Genomic DNA, 16,285 nt, shown 5'->3' with positions numbered 1-16,285 from the left:
CGCAGCCGCCGCCTTTCCGCCATCGACATCGCCATCGACATCGCAGGTGCTGGCGGCCTGGCTGCAGATCGATGGGCATCACTGCGCGATTGCGCTGCGCAGATGGATGCCGCCACGGGTGTGTTCGATCTGCAGGCCCATGCTCAGTGCGACAGCGCGTGCGAAGCCTTCCGGATCGTTGGCCGAATACAGGCCGACCACGGTGCGTCGCGCTACGGCGGGGTCGTCGATCAGGATGCGCATGTCGTTGTAGCGGGCGAATTCGGCAGCGGCCTGCGCCAGCGTGTCGCCATCGAAGGCAATCATGCCGTCGCGCCAGACCAGCAACTGCTGCACGCGTTGCGCATCCAGCGGCTGCAGCTGCACTGCCCGCGTCGGGCTGACCATCGCCAGCATGTTGGCTGCCACCCGTTGCGGTGCGCGCTGGTCGGCATCCACTTCGACGGTGCCTTCGCGCACGAGGACCTTGACTGCATCGTCCTGGCGGCGGCGCACGCTGAAGCTGGTGCCGACCGCACGCACTTGCGAGCCGGCCGCCATCACCACGAACGGGCGATGGCGATCCTTGGCCACATCGAACAAGGCCTCGCCACGCAGCAGCTGGATCTGACGCCGGTCGGCGCGGTACTCCACCACTACTTCCGAGCCGGAGTTGAGCGTCACCGCCGAGCCGTCTGCCAATGGCAGGCGCAGCACCTCGCCGATGCGGGTGAGGTGATGGCCGCTACCGGGTGTGCCACTGCCCGCCATGGCCTCACTGGGCGTGCGATTCATGCGCATGGGTTGCTGCAGCGCCAGCATGCCGCTGGCTGCGGCGACCACGCTGGCTGCGAGCGCGGCCAACCAGGCACCGCGTCGGCGCGCATGCACGCGCCTGGCCTGGGTCTGTACTGCGAAGCCCTGCCCCAACGCACGCGCGCGATCGAAGTGCAGATGCACCGCATGCGCACGCGCATACGCCCCGCGATGGCGCACGTCTGCGGCCAGCCAACGGTCGCGCTGCGCGCACTCGGCCGGCGTGAGCCGGTCGCCGTCCTCGCGTCCCACCCAGGCGGCGGCAATGTCGTCGATGGTGCGCATGCTCAGGTGCCACGCTGCGGGTCGGCCAAGCGTGTGGCCTGCGCGTCGTGGACGGCGGCCGGTGCGGAGACGCGGGTGCGGCCCATGCGGGCCATCAGCAAACGCAATCCCTTCACGATGTGTTTTTCCACGGTGTTCTCGCTGATTCCGAGCCGCGCGGCGATCTCGCGCTGCGATAGTCCATCGACCTTGCGCAGCAGAAATACCTGGCGGCATTTGTCCGGCAGTGCCGACAGCGCTTCGCCGATGCGGCGCAGCTCCTGACCGGCAATGGCGTGGCGCTCGGGTGAGCGCTCGTCCTGTGTGATGTCCAGGCGCTCGATTTCCGCCACGCTTTCGATCGAAACGATCCTGGCGCGGCGCACCTGCTGCAACAGCACCGACTGCGCGGCGGTGAACAGATAGGCGCGCGGGTTGGCGATATGGCCCACCTCGCCCAGCCCGGCCAGGATGGCGTAGGTCTCCTGGATCACATCGTCGCAATCGACGGTGCCGGGGGCGTGCTTGCGTAGCCAGCGCCGCAGCGCCGGCTCATGCGGCAGGATCTGCGTCGCCAGCCAGGCGGCGCGCTGGGAATCGATGGCCGGCATCTAGGGCGCGGCCTGTGCGGTGCCAGCACGCTGGGGTGAGGACGTCATTGCATTCTCCGAGTGTCGAGCCGATCCCCTGCTCCCATCTCAACGATGGATCAGCGGCGCGGATCCGCCATTGCGTCCGACGGGTGGGGTGGCGTTGTGGCGCTACCCGCGCAGCGATTGGGGCGTGTGCGGCTGGCTGTACGCCCTGTCTGCCAGGCCGGCCACGCTGCGTGCGTTGCAGCGCGATGCGGGGCGACGGCCACGCGATCGCGCGCGTGCCGGCATGCGCCACGTACAAGGTGCGCAGCCACGCCGAACCTAAAACCTGAAACCGCTGCGTTTTGCAGCCGCTGTGCGCCCGCCGCCAGGCACGCGGCGCGCGCTACAACTCGCCCAGCCCCGGCGGATTGGTCTGCGAACGCGGCACCGCTTCCTCGGCCAGATTCCAGCGCGCCAATGCCTTGGCATACAGGCCGCTGTCGATCTGCGCGTTGATTGCCTGGGTGATCGCCTCGGCCAGGCCGCTGCCCTTGCGCGTGGTCACCGAAATGGCCGCCGCCTGCGGCCACCCACCGGGGAACAACCCTACCCGGCGCACCTTGCCGTCGCGCGCGGCATAGGCGCCGGTGGCATTGGGCTCGAACGAGACATCGGCGCGCCCGGTGATCACCGCCAACCGCCCCACCACCGCATCGTCGAAATACTGAAACTCCACCGGTTTCAGTCCCGCCGCGACATTGCGCGCATTCCAGTGGCGCAGGATCTGGTCCTGGTTGGTGCTGGCGCCCACCACCACCTTCAAACCGGCCACGTCGCTGGGTTGGGTGATCTGTTTGATCGGCCCATCGCTGCGCGTGTAGATGCCAAGCAGGTCGTAGCGGTAGCTGGAAAAATCGAACTTCTGCTTGCGCAATTCCGTGACGGTGACATTGGCGATCACCGCGTCGTACTTGCCCGATTCCAGCCCCAGCGGCCAATCCGCCCATGCCACCGGCACCAGATTCAATTGCAGCCCCAGCGCGGTTGCGACCAGACGCGCGATGTCCGGCTCCACGCCGATCACCTGCTTGCCATCGGCGGCGTAATCGCCCAGCGGCAACGCTGCCGCCACGGTGGCCACGGTCAGCGCGCCGGGTTTGACGAAGCGATGGCCGGCCGGCAGCAAGGCGATCGCGGCCTGGTCCGGCGGTGCCTGCAGCGGCGGCAGTTCGGCGGCGGCGGGTTTGCGCGTGGTGGCTTGCGCTTCATTGGCCGGCTTGCGCGTCAACAGGATCGCCGCGATGCCGATCGCCAGCACCACAACGATGGCGGCGATGTTGAACAGGCGGCGGCGCGACGCGGGGGAGTGGGTCATACGGGCATCCTTGGGAAAGTGCTGCTTGAAAAGCGCGTGCTGTGAGCGGACTTGTTGTGAACGGACACGCCTGGACACATCGCGCGTGCAGGCGCGTGGCGCGAAGTAGCCGTCATCGTCGCGGGATGGCTTGGCGCCGTCAGGCCCCGACGCACCCTCACAGCACCTTGGCCAGGAACTCGGCGGTGCGCGGATGTGCCGGCGCGCGGAACAAACGCTCCGGTGGCGCGGCTTCGACCACCCGGCCGTGTTCCATGAACACCACGCTGTCGGCCACGCGGCGCGCAAAGCCGATCTCGTGGGTGACGATCACCAGCGTGGTGCCCGAGCGCGCCAGTTCTTCGATGACCTCCAGCACTTCGTTGACCAGCTCCGGGTCCAGGGCGGAGGTGGGTTCGTCGAACAACAGCACCTTCGGCCGCAGCGCCAACGCACGCGCGATCGCCACGCGTTGCTGCTGCCCACCGGAGAGCTGACGCGGATACGCATCCAGCTTGTCGCCCAGGCCCACACGGGCGAGCAATGCCTGCGCCTGCAGGTGCGCCTGTTCGGGCGCGATGCCGCGCACCGCGATCGGCGCTTCCATCACATTCTCCAGCGCGGTCAGATGCGGGAACAGGTTGAAGTTCTGAAACACCATGCCGATGTCGGCGCGGCGGCGGCGGATCTCCGCTTCGCGCAGTTCGTGCAGGCTGTCGCCGACGCGGCGATAGCCGATCAATTCGCCATCGACGGTGACATGCCCGGCATCCACGCGTTCCAGATGATTGATGGTGCGCAGCAAGGTGGACTTGCCCGCCCCGGACGGGCCGATGATGGCGGTGACGCTGCCGGCCGGCAGCTCCAGATCCACCGCATCGAGCACGCGCTGCTCGCCGTAATGCTTGGTCACGCCCTGAATCCTGACCACCGCACCCCGCCCTACCGCGACCGCATCGGCGACTGCGTCCATCGCCACCATCGGCGGCGTGGGTGCTGGTGCCGACCGCTGCCACCAGCCACGGCGACGCGCAGGCAACTCGCGCAATGCACCCCATGCAAAGCGACGTTCCACCTGCGCCTGCAGCAACGACAACAGGGTGAGAATCACCAGGTACCACACCGTGGCCACCATCAGCAGCGGCACCACATCCAGGTTGCGCCGGTAGATCACCTGGATGGTGTAGAACAGCTCCGGCAGCGCCAGGATGTAGACCACCGAGGTGCCCTTGGCGAGATTGATCACATCGTTGAAGGCGCCCGGCAAAATGGTGCGCATCGCCTGCGGCAGCACGATGCGGCGGATCTGCCGCACGCGCGGCAGGCCCAACGCCGCAGAGGCTTCGAACTGGCCCTGATCCACCGACAGAATGCCGCCGCGGATGATCTCCGCCGAAAACGCGGCCTGATTCAACGACAGGCCCAGCACTGCCGCAGCGAACTGGCTGATCAACTCGGTGGTGGGGTACGAGAACAGCGTGATGCCGGTGAACGGCACATCGAGACTGATGGTGGCGTAGAGATAGCCCAGGTTGTTGAGCAGCAACAGCAGCACCAGCAGCGGGATCGAGCGGAACAACCACACATAGCCCCACGACACGCCGGCCAGCAACGGCGACCCGGACACGCGCGCCAGGGCAAGCAAGGTGCCCAGCACAAAGCCGAACAGCGTGCCCAGTGCAGTCAGCAAAAGCGTGCGGCCAAGCCCGGCCAGCACCGGCTCGGCGAAGAACCATTCGGCAAATACGTCCCAGCCCCAGCGTGGGTTGCCGAGCACCGATTGCAGCACCGCCAGGATCAGCAGGATCGCCACCAGCGTGCCGCCGGTCTGCAACGGATGCCGGGCCGGCACGATGCGCGGTGCGCTGCGTTGCGCGCGCGTGGCTGCGGCGGTGCGGCGGTCGAGTTCGGGGAGGGTTTGACTGCTCATGGCGTCTGTGTCGAAAGGGAAGAAGGCCGCAGCGCACGCACCGGCAGCGGCACCGGCAAGTGCTTTTCGAACGGCAGGTGCAGCACGGTTTCCGGATCGGCCTGCTGGTCGTACAGCGCGGCGTAGCCGTGGGTCAGATACAGATGCACCGCCTCGGGTTGGCGAAAGCCGGTGGTGAGATACACGCGCCGATACCCTTGTCGTATCGCTTGGGCTTCCAGCTCTACCAGCACGCGCCGCGCGATGCCCTGGCGACGTAGATCCTCGCGCGTCCAGATGCGCTTGAACTCGGCGGTGTCGGCATCGGGGTGCCGCATGAAGGCACCACCGCCGATGGTCTGACCATCGCGCAGCAACAGCACGAAGGCACCGTGCGGCGAGGCGAAGGCTTCGGCCGGATAACGCAGCAACTCATCGCGCGCACTGCCGCCGATGCGGCCGATCACATCGCGATAGCGGTTGCTGTATTCGCGCTCCAGGCCATCGAACAGCGGCTGCGCGCGCGGGTCGTGCACGGAGGTGTAGAGGAACTGCTCGCTCATGCCGATGCCCGCTTTGCATCGATGTCGGAATCTGCACTGAGAAAGCGCTCGGTCAGCCGCGCCCAGTAGCTGGCGGCCGGTGCGATCACCGCATCGTTGAACACGTAGCGCGGGCTGTGCAGCGAGGCGCTGTCGCCATTGCCGACGAACAAGAAACTGCCCGGACGCTGCTGCAGCAAGAACGCGAAATCCTCACTGGCGGTACGCGGCGCCAGCCCGGCTACCACGCCATCGGCGCCGAACAATTCCACGGCGGTGTCGCGTGCGAATGCGGTCTCCGCTGCGTGGTTGATCACGCTGGGAAATCCCAACGGGAAGTCGATCTGCACCTGCGCGCCGAAACTGGCGGCAATCGCTTCAGCCAGCGCCGGAATGCGCTGGCGCAGGGTCTCGCGCACCTGCGGCAGGAACGCGCGCACGGTGAGCTTCAAGTCCACGCTGTCGGGGATCACATTGGCGGCCTGGCCGCCGTGGATCGAGCCGACCGTGATCACCGCCATCTCGCGCGGGTCCACATTGCGCGAGACGATGCTTTGCAGGGCGGTGATCAGATGCGCGGCCACCAGCACCGAATCCACCCCGGTATGCGGCTCAGCGCCATGTCCGCCCTTGCCGAGTACACGGATCGCCGCCCAGTCCACCGACGCCATCGCCGGGCCATCGACAAAGCCCAGCCGCCCGGCCGGCACGCCGGGCCAGTTGTGCAAGCCGAAGATCGCATCGACCGGAAAGCGCTCGAACAAACCATCGGCCAGCATCCGCGTCGCACCCGAGCCGGTTTCTTCGGCCGGCTGAAAGATCAGCTGCAAGGTGCCGTCGAAGCGACCGTGTCTGGCCAGGTAATGCGCCGCCGCCAGCAGGATCGCGGTGTGGCCGTCATGCCCGCAGGCATGCATCAACCCGCGCGTGCCGCTGGCGTAGTCCAGGCCGGAGTCTTCGGTGATCGGCAAGGCATCGATATCGGCGCGCAGACCGAGCCGACGCGTACCGCTGCCGCGCACCAGCGTGCCGACTACACCGGTGCCACCGACGCCGGTGGTGACGGTATAGCCCCAGTCCGACAACAGCCCGGCGATGCGCGTACTGGTGCGGTGTTCTTCGAACGCCAGCTCCGGATGACGATGGAAGTCATGCCGCAGCGCGATCGCTTCTTCGGCGAATGCGGCGATGCGGATGGACGGATGCGGATGGGTGCTTGCCGACAACACGGACATGGCCTGCTCCCTCAACCGGCTTTGCGCGCGGCATCGGCCACTGGCGCGTAACGGCTGGACTTGTATGGCAACCCAAGGTGATCGCGCAGCGTCACACCGGGCGGCGTGCGTTGGAAATAGCCGCGCGCTTCCAGCACCGGCAACACCTGCGCCACGAAATCGTCCAGGCCCTGCGTCTGCACCGGGAACCCAAGGATGAAACCATCGCTGGCGCCGGCATCGAACCAGCGGATCAACGCATCGGCCACCTGCTCGCCGGTGCCGATGAACTGCGGCCGCGGGCTCACCGCTTCCAGTGCCACCTGACGCAGCGTCAATCCCTGCGTGCGCGCATCGTGTTTGATCTTGTCGGTGGTGGAACGGAAGCTGTTGGCACCGATATCGCCCAGCTCCGGGAACGGCGCATCCAGGGCGTACTGGCTGAAATCGTGGTGGTCAAAAAAGCGCCCCAGATACGCCAGCGCCTCGTCGATATCGGCCAGTGCGGCGATCTGCTGGTACTTGGCTTCGGCCTCCTCGGCCGTATTGCCGACGATGGGCCCGATGCCGGGGAAGATCTTCACGTCGGCCGCGCTACGGCCATGCGCGATCGCCGCATTCTTCACTCGCTGCGTAAACGCACGCGTGTCTTCCAATGACGGCGCATGGGTGAACACCGCATCGGCATATTTGCCGGCCAGGCCAATCCCGTCATCGGAGGCGCCGGCCTGAAAGATCACCGGTTGCCCCTGCGGCGAGCGCTGGATGTTCAACGGCCCTTCGACCTGGAAGAAACGTCCTTTGTGGTCGAGACGACGGAATTTTTCTGCATCGAAAAAGGCACCGCCCACGCGGTCGCGCACGAACGCATCGTCGTCCCACGAATCCCACAAACCCTGCACCACCTCCAGGTATTCGTCGGCGATCTGATAGCGCAGCGCATGCTCGGGATGGGCGCGGCTGTAGTTGCGTGCCGAGCCTTCCAGCGGCGAGGTCACCACGTTCCAGCCGGCACGTCCGCCGCTGATCAGATCCAGCGAGGCGAACTGCCGCGCCACCGTGAACGGGTCGCTGTAGGACGTGGACAAGGTGCCGGCCAGGCCAATCGTGGTGGTGGCGGTGGCCAGCGCCGACAGGATGGTGATCGGTTCGAAACGATTGAGAAAATGCGGAATCGATTTCTCGTTGATGTACAGCCCGTCGGCGACGAAGGCGAACGCGATCCCGCTGGCTTCGGCCTTGCGTGCGGTGGCGATGTAATACGCCAGATTGACGCTGGCATCGGCCGGCACCGACGGATGCTTCCAGGCATTCATATGACCACCGGCGCCATGCAACATGATGCCGAACGGAATGGGACGTGGCGTAGTGCTCATCGCGGTAATCCTTGTGGAAAGAAGAACGTCGGTAGTGCGATAGATCGCGGTGCGGCACTGGCCGCCGGCATCTGCATCACGACAACGCGTGTTCGGCAATGGGCGGCGCGACCGTGCGAGCCGGTGCATCGCGCCCGCTGCGTGCAGCCGCGTGTGGTGCGGTGCGTGCAAGCAATTCCAGCGAGGTACGGCGTGCCTGCGCGTCGGCCACCGGTGCATCGATGACGAACTCGCCCACACCGAAGCGGCGATGCAGCAAGTCCAGTTGCGCGTGCACGTCCTCCGCGGTACCGGACAGCACGCTGGGGCGCAGTTCTTCCAGCCGGTAATCGCTCACCCCAACCTGGCGCGCGTATTCGGCAGCGGCTTCCGCATTGGGCAGGTTGACGCTCTGCCCGGCACCGAGCTGCACGCGATACAGCCGCAGCGCACCGACCTGCTGCGTAGCGGCCTCGGCGGTGTGTGCAGCAAAGGCCACCACCGCCAACAACGGCTGCAGACTGCTGCCACGCCGATACGCGTCGAACGCGCGTTCGATATGCGCGTGGTCGCCATCGAAGTGACCGGCATAGACGAACTGCCACCCCAACTGCGCTGCCAGTTGTGCGCTTTCCGGGCTGGCACCAAGCAGAAACCGCTGCGGCCCCTGTGCAGGTTGCGGTGTGGCGATGGCGCTCGCATGTGGATGCTCGGCCGGCAGCGTGTTGGATAGAAAACCTTCCAGATCGGTCAATTGCCGCGCGAAATCTGCCGTGCCCAGGCGGCCATCGGCCAGCGCGCGGGTGGAGGCCGGCAAGCCGCCCGGTGCCTTGCCCACGCCCAGGTCCACACGGTCCGGCGCCAGCGTGGCCAGCAGGTTGAACAGCTCGGCCACCTTGTACGGCGCGTAGTGGCGCAGCATCACCCCACCGGTCCCGACACGGATGCGCGCGGTCTGCGCCAGCACATAGGCCACCAGCACTTCCGGTGCGGGGCTGGCCAGTTGCGTGGTGGCGTGATGCTCGGCAAACCAGTAACGGTGATAACCCAGCGCTTCGGCCAGCTGCGCCAATGCCACGCTGTCGCGCAGCGCCTGCGCCGCCGTACCGCCGTCGGGGATGTAGCTCTTGTCGAGAATGCTGAGGAGATAGCTCATTGCCCTGCCACGTTGGAAGAAGAGGACCGCCGCCAGCGCGACGTGTCGGTGATTGCGTGTGAGCGCGCGTTGCGATCGAGGCGATTGACGCGCCAGGTGTTGGCGCCGGTTGTCAGGGATGCAGCTGAGGAATGGCGTACAACTCCGCCAACGTGGCGAGGATCGGCTCGCTGCCGGAGACGTATTGCCGTGTGGCGTGCTCGCCGCTTGCGTGGCTGCTGTGCACACCCGAAGGCAACACCAGCTTGGGCAGCGATTGATCGCTTTCGCCGACCAGCCCGATCACGTCGCGACGCGGCCGCGGAAAGCCGACCCGGCGCACTTCCAGCCGGTCGCGCAATCCATCGATGCCCGACAGCGCGCCTTCCAGCAACAAGCCGTGCCGACAGAAAAACCGCTGCCCGGCAAAACTGGGATCTTCGAAATCGTGTTCCAGCAACAACAAGATCGGTTTGGACGTCGACAGATCGGACGTGGACAAAGCAGACATGGGGGTGACGTCCTCGCTACGTGGAAGCATCGACACCAGGGCGATGCGTGGTGTTTCCAGCCTAGTGACCGCCAGCGCGCAGATCGCGCCAGAAATCGACAATGTCCGGTCAGATGCGGCCAGCGAAATGGCCGTTGGCAATGACCTGACTGCTTTGGGTTATGCATGCGACATAAGCCAGTCGTGCACCCAGTCGAAAAGTGTGGCGCGTCACGCGTCGGAACGCGCGCGACAGGAGCCTGAGGTGTTGGTTGTCTTGGGAAGATTTGGACGCTGTGTGTGCGTTGATTACAGAGCGGGTGATCTGCGGCCTGGCTGCAGGGCCCTTGCCCGCCCACCATCGCGGGACACGCCGCAAGTACGTCCATGTAGGCTCTTACGCGGCATCCATGCTGCGTAAGGTCCCGCGACGGTGGGCGGGCAAGGACCAGTCGGGATGGTCGGTGTGCATGGTGCAAACAATGCACGATGCATCTTGTTCGCATAAGCGTGGTTTTGGTTACTTTCCAACTCAAGCCGAGCAACCAACAAGCTTTTAAGAAAGCAAACGACTCTCTCTCTGGTGCGGTGTCCTCACCGCTTGCGGGACCGTGTTTCGGCATGGATGCCGCCACACGGTCCCCAAGTATGGGTTCGCGGCGTGTCCCCGCAAGCGGTGCGGGCACCGCGCGTTCGACTACCTAGGCTTTCGACCTAAGCGGTTGTTTGACTGCATACAAACCCCGCTACAACTCCAAATCTGCGTTGTGGTGTGTCTTGAAGTCATCGAGCCTTGTGAACAGATCTCTTGCAAGGCGAATGCTCTGCGGCTTGGCCACAGGCCCCTCAACCAATGCGGCTTGAGAACATCCAAACGACACCGGATGCAGACGTCGTCAGAAGCGATAGTTGATGCGGCCAAACCAATACGTCCCCACGGTGCCGAGCACATCGCCGTATTCGTAGGTGAAGGTGGTGCTGGCGCGCTGGCTGGCGTTGCGTGCGGTCTCGGGGATCTTGCGCGTGCGTTTGTTGCCGAGGTTGTCCACACCGGCATCCACGCTCCAACCGCCACCGATGGTGTAGCTCCCGCTGAGATTGCTCACCAGCACCGGGCTCAACTGATATTTCTGTCCGTTGGTCAGCCGCTTGAGCGGACCCAGATAATTGAGATTGAGGTTGACGCTCCACCGTGCCTGACTCCACGACACGCCGGCCACCTGGGTGTATGTGGGCGAGCGATAGCGCAACGCGTACTCGCTGGTTTCGGTGAGCAGACCGATGTTGGGCAAGCCTTGCAGCGCGCGCGGCACACTACGCACCTGGGTGATTTCGGTGCGCCCGGCGTTGGCCGCATAGGTGTAACGCAAACGTCCCCAGTCGGTGTCTTGAGTGGCTTCCAGCGTAAGCTCCGCACCGCGCGTGCGGGTGTCGCCAACGTTGGTGAAGTAACTCACGTAGTACGCCTCGCCCGCCGCAATGGCGATACCGGCGCTGCCCAACAAGCCATCGATGGTGGACTGTTGCGCGGCGCTCAATGGGCTGTTGCCGTAGTCGACGACGTTGGCCGGATCCAGCGCGTTGTAACCGATCTGGCTGGATTGCCCAAGCTGATCGCGGATGTCGATCTGATACACATCCAAGGCCGCATGCACGTTCTGCGCCGGATCGAAGGTCACGCCCACGCTGTAGTTGCGCGCTTTCTCCGGGCGCAGATCGCTCGCTCCCAGCGCGCGTGCCACCGGCGAATCCACCTGCGCCACCAGCGTTGTGCCGCACGGGCAATTGCCGGTGACCTGGTAATAGCGCGCGGCCAATCCCGGTGCATGAAAGCCGTTGCTGAGCGTCGCACGCACGCCGATGCGCTCGGTGACATCCACGCGGGTGGACAGGCGCCCGGTGGTGACATCGCCGAAGTCGGAATGGTCTTCGTAACGCACTGCCGCATCCACGAACCAGTGCTCGGTGACATTGGCCGAGGCGCCCAGATAGGTCGCCTTGCTGTTGCGCGTGGCGTCTGCCGCATCGGCAGGCGCAAACCCGATGAAGGCCGCTGCGCCGAAGCCGGTGTACGACTCCCACTGACCGGGAGCGCGCCGATAGTCTTCGTGCTGATATTCCAGCCCGGCACTCAGCTCCACCGGCGAAGCCAGCGCCGGCAGGGCGATGGCGCGGCGCAGGTCCAGATTGGCCAGCTGCTGCAGATAATCGACCTTACCGTCATAGAAATCGGTCGGTGCGCCCGGATACGCCAGCGAGAAATTGGCCGAATCGCGTGTATAGGTGCGGATGGTGTCGCGGTTATAGGTCACGCTGGCGTCGTAGTCCCAACCGGCCAGCGCGCCTTTGAATCCTGCAGTCCCGTTGTACTGCTGCTCCTTGCTCTGGATCGATGGCGAGAATCCGTCCGGCCACACCGTCAGTACACCGGCCGCATCGTAGACACCGGAGATCGTCGCCGGCTGGCGGAAGTTCTGCGCCGCGTTGGCAGTGCGATCGCTGGCCGTGCCAGTGACATAGACCTGCAGCGTATCGCCCAGGCTGCGCCCTGCATTCACCGCCGCACTGGTCAGCGCGTAATCGGCCGAACTGTAGATGCGGTTGGCCTGCGCATCGCGGGTGGCCTCGGCCGGATTGCGCGTGGCGCCGGCCGGCAGGCTGTTGTAACTGCCGAGTGCGACCAGGCTGCCATCGGCGCCGATGGCTGGATAACTCAGATAGTCCGGTTGATAGGTCAATGGCCGGATCGCGCTGTGCTGGCGGGTGCGTTCGGCCGATAGATTGACGAAGCCATCGGCGCCCCACGGCAGCCCCAGGTTGCCGCGCACGCTGGTGCGGCTGCCGTCGCCATCGCTGCTGCCGCTCTCCAGCCAGGCGCTGCCACCGCTGGCCTGGGTCTTGAGCAGGATGTTGACCACCCCGGCGATCGCATCGGAGCCATAGATCGCCGAAGCGCCATCACGCAAGACCTCCACCCGGTCGATCGCCGCAATCGGAATCAGCGCCAGGTCGGCCCAGGCATGACCGGGGAAGCCGCCGCCGTTGGCGCCGCTGACATAGGCGCTGGCGTTGCGCCGTTTGCCGTTGATCAGCACCAAGGTGTAGCCGGGCGACAGGTTACGCAGCTGATAGCCGCGCACCAGACTTTCCTGATCGCTCTGGTAGCCGCCCACCTGGCTCAGCGACGGCAGGGTGCGTTGCAGCGCGTCGAGCAGATTGCCCTGCCCGGTCGCCACCAACTCCTGCGCCGACACCACATCGATCGGGGTGGAACTGTTCTTGACCGTGCGCGTGCTGCTGCGCGAGCCGGTCACCAGCACCGTGTCCAAGGTGGCGGCCGCCGCCGCAGGCGCATCGGCCGGCGCGGCATTGGCGGGATCGGACAACAACGGCGCTGCGAGCAGCAGCCACAGACGGAATCGGCGCATTGGCGTGCCTTGAACGGGATGCCGTCCATTCAAGGCGTTGCGCGCGCCTGCCACCATCGGTGCGCACGACAACCGCTGGCAACATCGCGCCAGCGACATATCCATTGGCGATGTGGTCACAACCACTGGTCACCACTGCAGGCAGTCTGCAACATCGCGACGCACGGCAAACGCGGCCTAATACCACGCATGAGCGAACCCGACTCCCCGCACGTCACCGCCGCGCCCCTGGTTGCGATTTTGGCCTACCAGCAACTGGGTCTGTTCGAGTTCGGCTGCGCTGTCGGGCTATTTGCGCCGCAACGCCCCGAGCTGGAGGTGGAGTGGTACCGCAGCGTGGTGTGCGCCTGCGAGCCGGACGCGCTGAAGACGCTAGGCGGCTGCCTGTTGCAGGCACCGGCCACGCTTGACCGGCTCGACGATGCAGACGTGATCGTGATCCCCGGCTGGCGCAATCCCGACGAATGCCCGCCGGCTGCACTGCTGGACAAACTGCGCGCCGCCCACGCACGCGGCGCGCGGCTGGCCTCGATCTGCTCGGGCGCCTTCGTGCTGGCCTATGCCGGCCTGCTGGATGGCCGTAGCGCCACCACCCACTGGCGGCTCACCGATCTGCTCGCCAGCCGCTTCCCCGCCATCGAGGTGCGCGCCAACGTGCTGTATGTCGACACCGGCAGCATCCTCACCTCGGCCGGTTCGGCCACCGGCATGGACATGCTGCTGCACATGGTGCGCAAGGACTACGGCACGCATGTGGCCAACCTGGTCGCGCAGCGGCTGGTGCTGGCGCCGTGGCGCGATGGCGAGCGCAGCCAGCTGGTCAACCGCTCGATCCCGCTCGGCGAACCGAACCGGCTTGCGGTGCTCACCGAATGGATCCGCAGCCATCTGGACCAACCGCACACCCTGGCCAGCCTGGCCGAGCGTGCCGCCCTCAGCCAACGCACGCTGCAACGGCAGTTTCTCGAAGCTACCGGGCTGTCGCCGATCGACTGGGTGATCCGCGAGCGCGTGGCACTGGCGCGCGAGTTACTGGAAACCACCGACCGACCGCTGCACTGGATCGCCGAACGCGCCGGCTTCGGCTCGCTGGAATCGTTCCGCCGGCATTTTCGCGTGCTGGCCCAGGCCAGCCCGGCCGCGTACCGGCGCCAGTTGCAGATCCGCTAGCGCGCGCTGGGCTTCGCCAGTGCATCGCCAGCTCATCCGCCAGCCTGCGCGATGGTGGGCGGCGCTCCAGGCATCTGTCGCCTGGATGCGACGGCTGCGCAGTCGGTCTGCCGGTCGCTTAGTCGCCCAGCTCGGCCAGACGCGCGCGCACGCTCTCGACATCGATGTGCTCGCGCACATGCGGCCACTGCCGCGCCCACACCGAACGCAACACGATCCAGGCGCCGAACACGCCCAGGCAGGTCGAGCCCAGCGCCAGCAGCAACGGATGCAATGGCGAGCCGTTGCCGGTCTGGAACAGATACATGAAGGCGCCGGAAAACAGCAGCCACACGCCGAACACCGGCCAGTTACTGGCCAGCAGACTGGGGTTGGGGCGCTCGATCTCACGCAGCAACCGGGTCAGCGCCTTGCGTTCGTCATCGTCCGGTGTCATCGACTGGCCGCTCCACGGGTTGACTGCGTTTTTATAGCGGCTAACAAAACGTAGCGAGCGGTCGTCAGGTGGGCGTGGACGGCGCGCTCAGAACCGGAGTGTACGAGTGGTACATGCCGATTCCGAGCACCGGCCGCGCCCGTCTGGCGGCCGCGCAGTAGTTTTGTTAGTCGCTCTTGATCGCCGCGCTAGATCACGCGGCAGAAAACAGCCTTCAGATAGCGCGATTCCTGCACGTGCGCCATGAACGGATGGTCCGGGCCGGCACCGGCGACTTTCAGGATCTGGATGGTGCGCCCGGAGAAATACGAGGCGCGGCGCAGCATGTCCAGGAATTCCTGCTCGGCCACCAGCCCGGTGCACGAGAAGGTGGCGAACAGGCCACCGGGCTTGACCACGCCCAGTGCCAATTTGTTCATGTCCAGGTACTTCTTCAACGCGGGAATCACCTGCTCGCGGTCGCGCGTCATCTTGGCTGGGTCCAGGATCACCACATCGAACTGGTCGCCGCGATTGGACGCATCGCGCAGCCACGGAAAGATGTCGGCCTGCACGAACTTGGGGCGCACGTTGTTGAGCTTGGCATTGCCCTTGGCCAACGCGATCACATCCTCGTCGATGTCCACGCCCAGCACCTCCGAGGCACCACGCGCGGCCGCATACACCGCAAATCCGCCGGTGTTGCAGCACAGGTCCAGCACGCTCTTGCCTTCGACCTGCTCGCTCAGCCACTGGCGGTTTTCGCGCTGATCGGCAAAAAACCCGGTCTTGTGCGCCCCCGCCGGGTCGGCACGGAACTTGATGCCGTACTCGGTGATCACCGCCGCTTCGGTGGTGGTGTTGCCGTGGAAGTCGAAGCTTTCCTGCTTTTGCACGTGTTCGTCGGCAAAGCTGTGGAAGCGGCAACCGGGGAACTGCTCGCGCAGCGCCTCGTAGATCCATTCGCGGTGGCGGAACATGCCGGCGGCAAAGAACTCCACCACCACCAGATCGCCGTAGCGGTCCACCACCAGCCCGGACAGGCCGTCGCCTTCGCTGTGCACCACGCGCCAGGCATCGGACACGCCATCGAGCTTGAGCCAGTCGCGGCGCAGGCTCACTGCCGCGGCGATCTTGCGCGAGAACCAGCCCGCATCCACCGGCACCGATTGATCGGTTTCCAGGATGCGCACGGCGATGCGCGAATGGCCGTTGTAGAAGCCGCGGCCGATCCACTCCCCATCCACGCCGACCACATCGACGATGGTGCCGGGTTTGGGCTTGGCGGCGGGCTTTTCCACCAGCTTCTGGAAGATCCACGGGTGGCTGGAGCGCCACGCATTCTTGAGTCGGACGACGGGGACAGGAGTATTCATCCTCCCATTGTATCCGGCTGGATTGACGTGCCTGAGCCCGCAACGCAGAATCGGGCTCAGAAGGGGAGTAGCTCCCAGGAACGGCCAACAGAACGTCGCAGCGGTCATGCCATCGTTCGGGAAGTCGCTCCAGCGTTGTCGCCGTCATTACGAGCCCTGTCACCAGGCGCTCCGGTGCAACGGCAACCGGCCCATACCGGTTGCGAGCGAGACCTTCGCCGCGCAGGCGAAGGTCCGTCACCCGGAATCCACGATTTCCG

General features: G+C 65.7%; 14 protein-coding genes and 1 other RNA gene. 2 read left to right on the top strand and 13 right to left on the bottom strand.

The annotated features are described in order from the left end of the window. Positions 1-78: 78 nt before the first annotated feature. Both NYR97_RS08610 and NYR97_RS08605 read right to left on the bottom strand, forming a co-directional pair. Complete coding sequence (locus tag NYR97_RS08610; RefSeq protein ID WP_316697534.1) at positions 79-1,080, bottom strand: FecR family protein; 1,002 nt, start codon at positions 1,078-1,080, stop codon at positions 79-81. Between the two features lie 2 nt (positions 1,081-1,082). Then, entirely contained in the window at positions 1,083-1,670 is a 588-nt protein-coding gene (locus NYR97_RS08605) for an RNA polymerase sigma factor (RefSeq protein WP_104551247.1), read from the bottom strand. A 118-nt stretch (positions 1,671-1,788) separates the two neighbouring features. Between NYR97_RS08605 and NYR97_RS08600 the strand changes: the two genes are divergently transcribed. Beyond that, positions 1,789-1,980 carry a hypothetical protein gene (locus tag NYR97_RS08600; protein WP_316697533.1) on the top strand — a complete coding sequence of 64 codons (192 nt, stop codon included), beginning with the start codon at positions 1,789-1,791 and terminating at the stop codon, positions 1,978-1,980. 60 nt (positions 1,981-2,040) lie between these two features. Here NYR97_RS08600 and NYR97_RS08595 read toward each other — a convergent pair whose 3' ends face one another. The 8 genes from NYR97_RS08595 to NYR97_RS08560 form a co-directional block, all read right to left on the bottom strand. Beyond that, positions 2,041-3,012: an ABC transporter substrate-binding protein gene (locus NYR97_RS08595; protein WP_316697532.1), complete on the bottom strand. Its 972-nt coding sequence runs from the start codon at positions 3,010-3,012 to the stop codon at positions 2,041-2,043. A 157-nt stretch (positions 3,013-3,169) separates the two neighbouring features. Next, positions 3,170-4,921: an amino acid ABC transporter permease/ATP-binding protein gene (locus NYR97_RS08590; RefSeq protein WP_316697531.1), complete on the bottom strand. Its 1,752-nt coding sequence runs from the start codon at positions 4,919-4,921 to the stop codon at positions 3,170-3,172. After that, entirely contained in the window at positions 4,918-5,469 is a 552-nt protein-coding gene (locus NYR97_RS08585; RefSeq protein ID WP_316698113.1) for a GNAT family N-acetyltransferase, read from the bottom strand. The genes NYR97_RS08590 and NYR97_RS08585 overlap by 4 nt, the downstream gene beginning before the upstream one ends. Beyond that, entirely contained in the window at positions 5,460-6,677 is a 1,218-nt protein-coding gene (locus tag NYR97_RS08580) for a M20 aminoacylase family protein (RefSeq protein WP_316697530.1), read from the bottom strand. The genes NYR97_RS08585 and NYR97_RS08580 overlap by 10 nt, the downstream gene beginning before the upstream one ends. A gap of 11 nt (positions 6,678-6,688) precedes the next feature. After that, positions 6,689-8,032 carry an LLM class flavin-dependent oxidoreductase gene (locus tag NYR97_RS08575; RefSeq protein WP_316697529.1) on the bottom strand — a complete coding sequence of 448 codons (1,344 nt, stop codon included), beginning with the start codon at positions 8,030-8,032 and terminating at the stop codon, positions 6,689-6,691. A 76-nt stretch (positions 8,033-8,108) separates the two neighbouring features. Next, a complete protein-coding gene (locus NYR97_RS08570; protein WP_316697528.1) occupies positions 8,109-9,167 on the bottom strand; it encodes an MsnO8 family LLM class oxidoreductase in 1,059 nt (352 codons plus the stop codon). A 112-nt stretch (positions 9,168-9,279) separates the two neighbouring features. Next, positions 9,280-9,657 carry a DUF3088 family protein gene (locus NYR97_RS08565; protein WP_043911156.1) on the bottom strand — a complete coding sequence of 126 codons (378 nt, stop codon included), beginning with the start codon at positions 9,655-9,657 and terminating at the stop codon, positions 9,280-9,282. An 875-nt stretch (positions 9,658-10,532) separates the two neighbouring features. Continuing rightward, positions 10,533-13,064 carry a TonB-dependent receptor plug domain-containing protein gene (locus NYR97_RS08560; protein WP_316697527.1) on the bottom strand — a complete coding sequence of 844 codons (2,532 nt, stop codon included), beginning with the start codon at positions 13,062-13,064 and terminating at the stop codon, positions 10,533-10,535. Positions 13,065-13,253: 189 nt separating this feature from the next. On the opposite strand from NYR97_RS08560, the gene ftrA reads away from it, so the two are divergent. Then, positions 13,254-14,234: a transcriptional regulator FtrA gene (gene ftrA / locus NYR97_RS08555; protein WP_205393083.1), complete on the top strand. Its 981-nt coding sequence runs from the start codon at positions 13,254-13,256 to the stop codon at positions 14,232-14,234. 118 nt (positions 14,235-14,352) lie between these two features. On the opposite strand, the gene NYR97_RS08550 is transcribed toward ftrA, so the two are convergent. From NYR97_RS08550 to NYR97_RS08540, 3 genes are all read right to left on the bottom strand, one after another. After that, positions 14,353-14,670: a hypothetical protein gene (locus tag NYR97_RS08550; protein ID WP_316697526.1), complete on the bottom strand. Its 318-nt coding sequence runs from the start codon at positions 14,668-14,670 to the stop codon at positions 14,353-14,355. Positions 14,671-14,708: 38 nt separating this feature from the next. Further along, positions 14,709-14,785: non-coding RNA, sX9 sRNA (locus tag NYR97_RS08545), on the bottom strand. Between the two features lie 73 nt (positions 14,786-14,858). Then, positions 14,859-16,025, bottom strand: coding sequence for a class I SAM-dependent rRNA methyltransferase (locus NYR97_RS08540; RefSeq protein WP_023905853.1), 1,167 nt, complete (start codon positions 16,023-16,025; stop codon positions 14,859-14,861). Between the last annotated feature and the right edge of the window lie 260 nt (positions 16,026-16,285).

It is taken from the genome of Xanthomonas hydrangeae (assembly GCF_032697525.1).
Classification (GTDB): Bacteria; Pseudomonadota; Gammaproteobacteria; order Xanthomonadales; family Xanthomonadaceae; genus Xanthomonas; species Xanthomonas hydrangeae.
This window is presented reverse-complemented; position numbering and strand designations above follow the sequence as displayed.